The organism is Corallococcus sp. 4LFB, assembly GCF_046520365.1.
Taxonomy (GTDB): Bacteria; Myxococcota; Myxococcia; order Myxococcales; family Myxococcaceae; genus Corallococcus; species Corallococcus caeni.
Genome location: NZ_JBKGHJ010000472.1, coordinates 1 through 6,401, shown reverse-complemented (window position 1 = coordinate 6,401; position 6,401 = coordinate 1). Strand labels below are relative to the sequence as shown.

5 protein-coding genes and 2 pseudogenes are annotated in these 6,401 nt (G+C 71.5%); 5 read left to right on the top strand and 2 right to left on the bottom strand.

The features are described 5' to 3' along the window. Positions 1–247 precede the first annotated feature (247 nt). Both mglA and mglB read right to left on the bottom strand, forming a co-directional pair. Positions 248–835: a gliding-motility regulator Ras-like GTPase MglA gene (gene mglA / locus ACLEQD_RS34385; RefSeq protein ID WP_014394794.1), complete on the bottom strand. Its 588-nt coding sequence runs from the start codon at positions 833–835 to the stop codon at positions 248–250. 11 nt (positions 836–846) lie between these two features. Then, positions 847–1,326 carry a gliding-motility regulator GTPase-activating protein MglB gene (gene mglB / locus ACLEQD_RS34380; RefSeq protein WP_002637270.1) on the bottom strand — a complete coding sequence of 160 codons (480 nt, stop codon included), beginning with the start codon at positions 1,324–1,326 and terminating at the stop codon, positions 847–849. A 901-nt stretch (positions 1,327–2,227) separates the two neighbouring features. On the opposite strand from mglB, the pseudogene ACLEQD_RS34375 reads away from it, so the two are divergent. The 5 genes and pseudogenes from ACLEQD_RS34375 to ACLEQD_RS34355 form a co-directional block, all read left to right on the top strand. Further along, positions 2,228–2,533: pseudogene (locus ACLEQD_RS34375) on the top strand (hypothetical protein); the annotation flags it as partial. Positions 2,534–2,765: 232 nt separating this feature from the next. Next, positions 2,766–3,116 (top strand): carboxypeptidase regulatory-like domain-containing protein, encoded by a 351-nt coding sequence (locus ACLEQD_RS34370; RefSeq protein ID WP_410389892.1) that lies wholly within the window; start codon positions 2,766–2,768, stop codon positions 3,114–3,116. Between the two features lie 47 nt (positions 3,117–3,163). Then, entirely contained in the window at positions 3,164–4,198 is a 1,035-nt protein-coding gene (locus ACLEQD_RS34365; RefSeq protein WP_410389889.1) for a hypothetical protein, read from the top strand. Continuing rightward, positions 4,168–5,130 (top strand): hypothetical protein, encoded by a 963-nt coding sequence (locus ACLEQD_RS34360; RefSeq protein ID WP_410389887.1) that lies wholly within the window; start codon positions 4,168–4,170, stop codon positions 5,128–5,130. Before ACLEQD_RS34365 ends, ACLEQD_RS34360 begins: the two co-directional genes overlap by 31 nt. A 3-nt stretch (positions 5,131–5,133) precedes the next feature. Continuing rightward, positions 5,134–6,401 (top strand): annotated as a pseudogene (locus tag ACLEQD_RS34355) (serine/threonine-protein kinase); the annotation flags it as partial.

Below are 6,401 nucleotides of genomic sequence, written 5' to 3'. Positions count from 1 at the left end.
CGGGCTGCGAGGCGGCGGCGGCCGGCGCGGCGGGAGGAGGAGCAGCGGGGGTGGGGGACGCACCTTGCGCGAACACCGGCCCGGACAGGCCAGCGCTCAGGAGCGCGAGGAGACGGAAGGTGGCGGATGCGACGCGCACGGTACGACCTCGGAAGGCGGCTCTGCCCGACGGCACGAGGTCATACCATCCTTTGCCGGGGGCTGCCCGGTGGGGGGCAGCCCGCCGGGCAGGGGAGCAGGCGAAGTGTCAGCCGCCCTTGCGCAGCTCGGTGAGGACCAGCTTCGCCACGGCCTTGAGCGTGTCGAAGACGCCCACGCCCGTGGGGGCCACGGCCTGGTACTCCGGGATGTTCCGGGGGTTGAGCGCCTTGCGCATCTCCTCCACGGTCACCGCGTTGGGCAGGTCGCGCTTGTTGTACTGCACGACGTACGGAATCTTGTTCAGGTCGTAGCCCTGCTCGGCCAGGTTGATGCGCAGGTTCTCCAACGACTCCATGTTGGCTTCCATGCGCTCGATCTGGCTGTCGGCGACGAACACCACGCCGTCCACGCCCTTGAGGATGAGCTTGCGGCTGGCGTCGTAGAACACCTGGCCGGGCACCGTGTAGAGGTGGAAGCGCGTCTTGAAGCCGCGGATCTCACCGAGCGACAGGGGCAGGAAGTCGAAGAAGAGCGTGCGGTCCGTCTCCGTGGAGAGGGAGATGAGCTTGCCCTTCGTGTCCGCCGCGGTCTTGTTGTAGATGTACTGAAGGTTGGTCGTCTTCCCGCAGAGGCCCGGCCCGTAATAGACAATCTTGCAGTTGATTTCGCGGGATGAGTAATTGATGAAGGACATGGCTTCCCGGGTTACTCGCTGAAGAGGTTGTCGATATCGTCGTCGGAGATCTCGGCGAACGGCGAACCGGCTCCGGGGCTGTCGGTCTTCTTCACGAGGCTTTCGAAGATCTTCGTCAGCTCGTCGCTGGCCTTCTTGATGCGCAGGCGCACCAGACCCAGGCTCGTGCGGTTGTCGAAGATGACGACCAGCACCACGCGGCTGCCCACGATGGTCATGTAGAGGCTGTCCTTCGCCCCTTCATGGAACTGGTTGGGGAATTCATTCTCCCCGATCAGCTTCGCCAGACCGCCCATGGCCGCCACGTTGCCGGCCGTCAGCGACGCGAGCGACGTGGTGTCGATGTTCTGCGTCTGGCCGGCCGAGGAGATGAGCTGGCCGTTCTTGTCGACGAGGAAGACCACCTTCGCGTTCGCGTCCTTGGTGAGCCGGTCGCAAACGGCGTTGATCTTGGTGAACTCCTCTTCGTACATCACCAGTTGCGTGCCCATGGGCGTATGCGCTCCTCAGCGTTCGCTCGCCCCGCGCACGGCGGCGCTCCGATGTTTCTGGAGTGAATCCCGGAGGTTAGACGAGGCGCTACCGACCGCCGTCATGCTTAGCAAAGCAGTTCCACTCCAGCAAGAAGCCAGCCGTGATCCGCGCCGCTTCTTGAAGGAATGACGGCTTCGCGGGTTGGGACACCTGCCCCTCTTCTCTATACTCTCCCGGGCCTTGCGCCGCCCGAGCCCCCTCACCGACATCCTCCCGCGCCTGCTCGTCCTCGCCCTGGCGCTCGCTTGTGCCGGGGGCGCCCGTGCGCAAACCCCCGAGTCCGAGCGCGGCTCGCTGCGCCTGCGCTACGGCCTGTCCTCGCGCCAGGGTGAGCAGGTGGATGTAGGGCCCGGGCTCACCTACTCCGGTCTGACGCCGAACGACGTGGCGCTGACGCTGCTGGGCTGGGCGGGGACGTCCCTGGGCGGCCAGGTGGAGCTGCAGCGCGAGGCGTTCGAGCTTCGGGAGGCGTCGTCGCGCGTGACGGGCGGCAGCCTGGTGCGCGGCTCGGTGGGGCCGCGCGGGCGCCTGTTCCTGGGGCCGGTGCGGCTGGAGCTGGGCGCTGGGTACGGCTTCGCGCAGCTGCCGCTGTTCGGCGGCTTCACCTACGCGCCGGTGTTGCAGCGGGGCGTGCGGCACGCGGCGCTGGTGTCCGCGCGGGTGCTGGTGGCGCTGCCTGCGCGGCTCCAGTTGGAGGCGCGGGGCGAGGTGCCGCTGACGCTCTCCGCGCACGCGGCGGATGGGCTGAAGGCGTCGTCGTCCGGCTACGTCGTGGGCGCGGCGCTGCTGTACCCGGTGGTGAGCCGGGACGGCTGGACGGGGCGCCTGCTCCTGGACGTGCAGCAGACGCACGACACGATGGAGCTGGAGGACAGCGGCCTGCGCTCGGAACAGCGGATGCGCCGCATCGGCCTGGGCTTCGAGGTCGCGCTGGGCGGTGAGGTCCGGACGTCGCGGCCCGTGGTGGAGGGCCCGCGCCAGGCCTTCGTCGCGCTGAGCGTCGTGGACGCGGAGACGGGCGCACCGCTTCCGGGCGCGCACGTGCGCGTGCCTTCCTTGAAGACGCCGGGCACGAACGAGGAGCTGGTGGCGGACGCACAGGGACAGCTGCGGGTCCTGCTCCCCGAGGGTTCGCAGTCCGCGCAGGCGAGCGTGGAGGGCTATGAGGACGCGATGGCGGTGGCCACCGTCAGCGGTGACACGGAGAGCGCGCCCGTGCAGCTGCGCCTGCGCAAGAAGGCGCCGGCCACGGGCTCCCTCAAGGTGAAGGTGGTGCAGGGCATGGGCGGGTCGCCGGTGCCGGACGTGCAGGTCGTTTCGGGCGCCGCCCAGCTGCGCACGGACGCGCGGCGAGGCGCTGCTGGAAGGGCTCGCGCCGGGACCGGTGGCCGTGGCGATGTCGGCGCCGGGCTTCCGCGCCACGGAAGAGGCCGCGGTCGTGGTGGCGGGGCAGACGTCGGAGCTGGTGGTGGTGCTGTCCCAGGAGCGCAAGGGCCAGCTGGCCACGCTGGTGGGCCAGGTGCGCAGCGCTCGGAGCGGCAAGCCGCTGGTGGCGACGGTGCGCATCCCGCAGGCGAAGGTGCGCACGCGCACGGACAGGAGCGGCGCCTTCACCGCGCGCGTCCGCGGCGGCACGTACCGCATCACCCTGTCCGCCGCCGGGCACGTGACTCAGACGAAGCGGATCACCGTGCGCGAAGGCGAGCAGGCCATCCTCAACGTTGATCTGTTCCCGAGGCGCCGATGAGTCGCGCGGTGCCACCGCGACGCCCGTCCGTCGTCGCCGAGGTTTCAGTGAGTCCTGTCCGCATCCTGGCGCTGTCGCTGCTCGTCCTCCTCTCCGGCTGCTCGGGGTGTGAACGCGAGGAGGCGCCGAGGCCTCCGCCCGTAGTGGAGGTGGACGCGGGGGCCGTCGTTCCCATCGGGCGCCTGGAAGGGCTGTCCGGCGACGTGCGCCTGGAGCGCGGCGGCAAGGTGGGGCCGGCGGTGGAGGGGCCGCTGCTCGCGGGCGACGCGGTGGAGACGGGCGAGCAGGGCTCCGCGACGGTGCGCTTCCCGGGCGGCCGGACGGTGGAGGTGGGCAGCGAGGGCCGGTTCGCGGTGGGCTCGGACGCGACGGGCATCGTGATGAAGGTGGAGCGCGGCATCGTGCTGTCGCGCGTGCCCGCGGGCGGGAAGGCCGACAGCGCGGGCTCCAAGGTGACGTTGAACATCCTCACCCCCTTCGGCCTCACGCGCGTGGGGCCGGAGCCGTCGGAGGTGAAGGTCGCGGTGGCGGAGGACTCGGCGCGGGTGGAGGTGAAGCTGGGCGCCATCGAGCTGGTCTCCAAGGACGGCAGGACGCTGCGCGCGGCGCAGGGCGACGCGGTGGACCTGACGCGCGAGCGCGCGGAGGTGACGCCCGCGGCCCCGCGCATCGTGGAGCTGGCGCCCATCGCGGTGACGGTGCGCGCGACCTCCGGCAACGCGGAGGTGAAGTCGAAGGACACGGGCCGCTGGCGCAAGGTGCGCCGCGACGGCGAGGTGCTGGCCTTTGGCGACGGCGTGCGGGCGAAGGGCGGCGAGGCGGTGCTGTCGCTCAAGGACAGCGGCTCGGTGCTGACGCTCGCTCCGGGCGCGGAGGCGGTGCTGGAGGGCGCGGGGCAGCAGGGCACCATCGACGAGGCGCGCGTCAACCTGCTGCGGGGCCTGCTGGCCGTGCAGCTCGCCATGGGGCGCCAGAGCCGCGTGGTGCTGCCGGAGATGACGGTGGAGTCCGGGAGCGGGCGCGGCTGGAGATCCGCCGCACCCAGGCGGGCATGCAGGTGGCGGCGCACACGGGCGACGTGACGCTGCGGCGGGGCGAGGCGCGGCAGGAGCTGCGCGCCGGTGAGCGCGCCACCGTGGCCACGGACGGCACCGCGAAGGTGGAGCCGCTGGAGGCGGCGGTGGTGGCGGTGGGCCCGGGCGCGGGCACGGAGGTCTTCCACCGGGGCCTTTCGGAGGTGGCGCTCACCTGGGAGGGCGAGGGCGACGCGGTGGTGGAGGCGGCGCGGGACGCGGCCTTCAAGCGCCCGGTGCTCTGGGGCCGGGTGCACCGCGCTTCCGTCAACGTGTCCGCGCTGGCGCGGGGCACGCTGTACTGGCGGGCGCGCAAGGAGGACGGCACGCAGGTCGCGGCGGGCAGCGTCCACTTCGCCCCGGAATCCCCCACGCGCACGCTGGCGCGGGTGCGCAACGTGGTGCCGGAGGGGCCGGAGAAGACGACCATCTTCTACCAGGACAAGCCCCCGGCGGTGACGTTCACCTACGGCGAGGAACCGCGAGCCCATACCTATCGCGTGGCCGTGTACAAGGCGGGCTCGCTGGCGACGCCCGTGGTGCAGCGCACGGTGTCGGAGCCGCGCGCGGCGCTGGAGGCGGGGGCGCTGGGCGAGGGCAGCTACGTGTGGTCCGTCACGCCGCTGTCGCAGGCGGGCGCGGCCCTCAAGGGCGGGCGCATGAACAAGCTGGAGCTCGTCTATGACAACTCGGTGGTGGGGCTGGTGGTGGACAGCCCGCGCCAGGGTGCGTCGGCGGCGGAGAAGGTGCGGGCTTCGGGCGTGGCGCCCGTGAATGCCCGCCTGTCCATCAACGGACGGGCCGTGCCCCTGGACGCCAAGCACCGCTTCGATACGTGGGTCCCCCCCATGGGAATGCCCCCCCTGCTGGTGTTTAAGATGACGCGTCCCGGTGCCCCGGACGTACTCACGGTGCGCACCCTGAAAACGCGAGGACCTTGAGGGATGGCACCGCCCAACGTTCCCATTCCGGATCCCGCCGGCGCGTCCACCGCGCCCATCCTCCAGCCCTATGGACAGTACGTCCTCGTGCGCAAGCTGGCCGAGGGCGGCATGGCGGAGATCTTCCTCGCCAAGCTGCTGGGCGCGGACGGCTTCGAGCGCAACGTGGTGCTCAAGCGGATGCTGCCGACGCTGTCGGCCATCCCCGACTTCGTGGAGATGTTCCGCGACGAGGCGCGGCTCGCGGCGAAGCTGTCGCATCCGCACATCGTGCAGATCCACGAGCTGGGCTTCACGGAGGGCTGCTACTACATCTGCATGGAGTACCTCGCGGGCGAGGACTTCTCCACGACGTTGCGGCTCGCGGGCCGCAGGCGCCAGTACGTGCCGCTGCCGGTGGTGCTGCGGGTGCTCATCGACGCGGCGCGGGGCCTGCACTTCGCGCACACCTTCACCAACGAGCAGGGCCAGCCGCTGCACGTGGTGCACCGGGACGTGTCGCCGTCCAACCTGTACGTGACGTACCAGGGCCAGGTGAAGGTGCTGGACTTCGGCATCGCCAAGGCCGAGTCGCGCCTGGTCCAGACGCGCACGGGCGTGGTGAAGGGCAAGTACATCTACATGGCGCCGGAGCAGGCGCAGGGCAAGGAGGTCGACCACCGCGCGGACGTGTTCTCGCTGGGGGTCAGCCTCTACGAGGCCGTCACGCACGTGCGGCCCTTCTCCCGCGAGAACGACCTGGCGGTGCTCAACGCGCTGCTGCAGGGCGACTTCGAGAAGCCGTGCGCGCTCCGGGCGGACCTGCCGGCGGGCCTGGAGGCCATCATCCTCAAGGCCATGGCGTTCAAGCCGGAGGACCGGTACGCGACCGCGGAGGACTTCGCGGTCGCGCTGGAGGCCTTCGCGACGGGGCTCCAGGGCGGGGCCGCGGGCGCCCCGGCGCTGGGCACGTTCCTGCGCCACCACTTCGGCGAGGAGCGCGTCACGGAGAAGACGCGCATCCCCACGCTGGCCACGCTCACGCCGCGCGTCCGACGGACCCGAGTTCGCGGCGCTTGCCCCGCCCGTGGTGGGCCCGGGCACGAACACGTACGGGCAGCAGGTGGCCCGCCCGAGCGCCACGGGCATGAAGGCGCTGACCGCGCAGAACAGGTCCGCTCCCGTGCAGGCTCCCGCGCCGGAGGTCGTGGCGGGCACGCCTCCCACGAAGCCCGCGTCCCGGCGCTGGCTCGCGGGAGTGGTAGGGGGCGTCGGGCTGGTGCTGGCGGGCG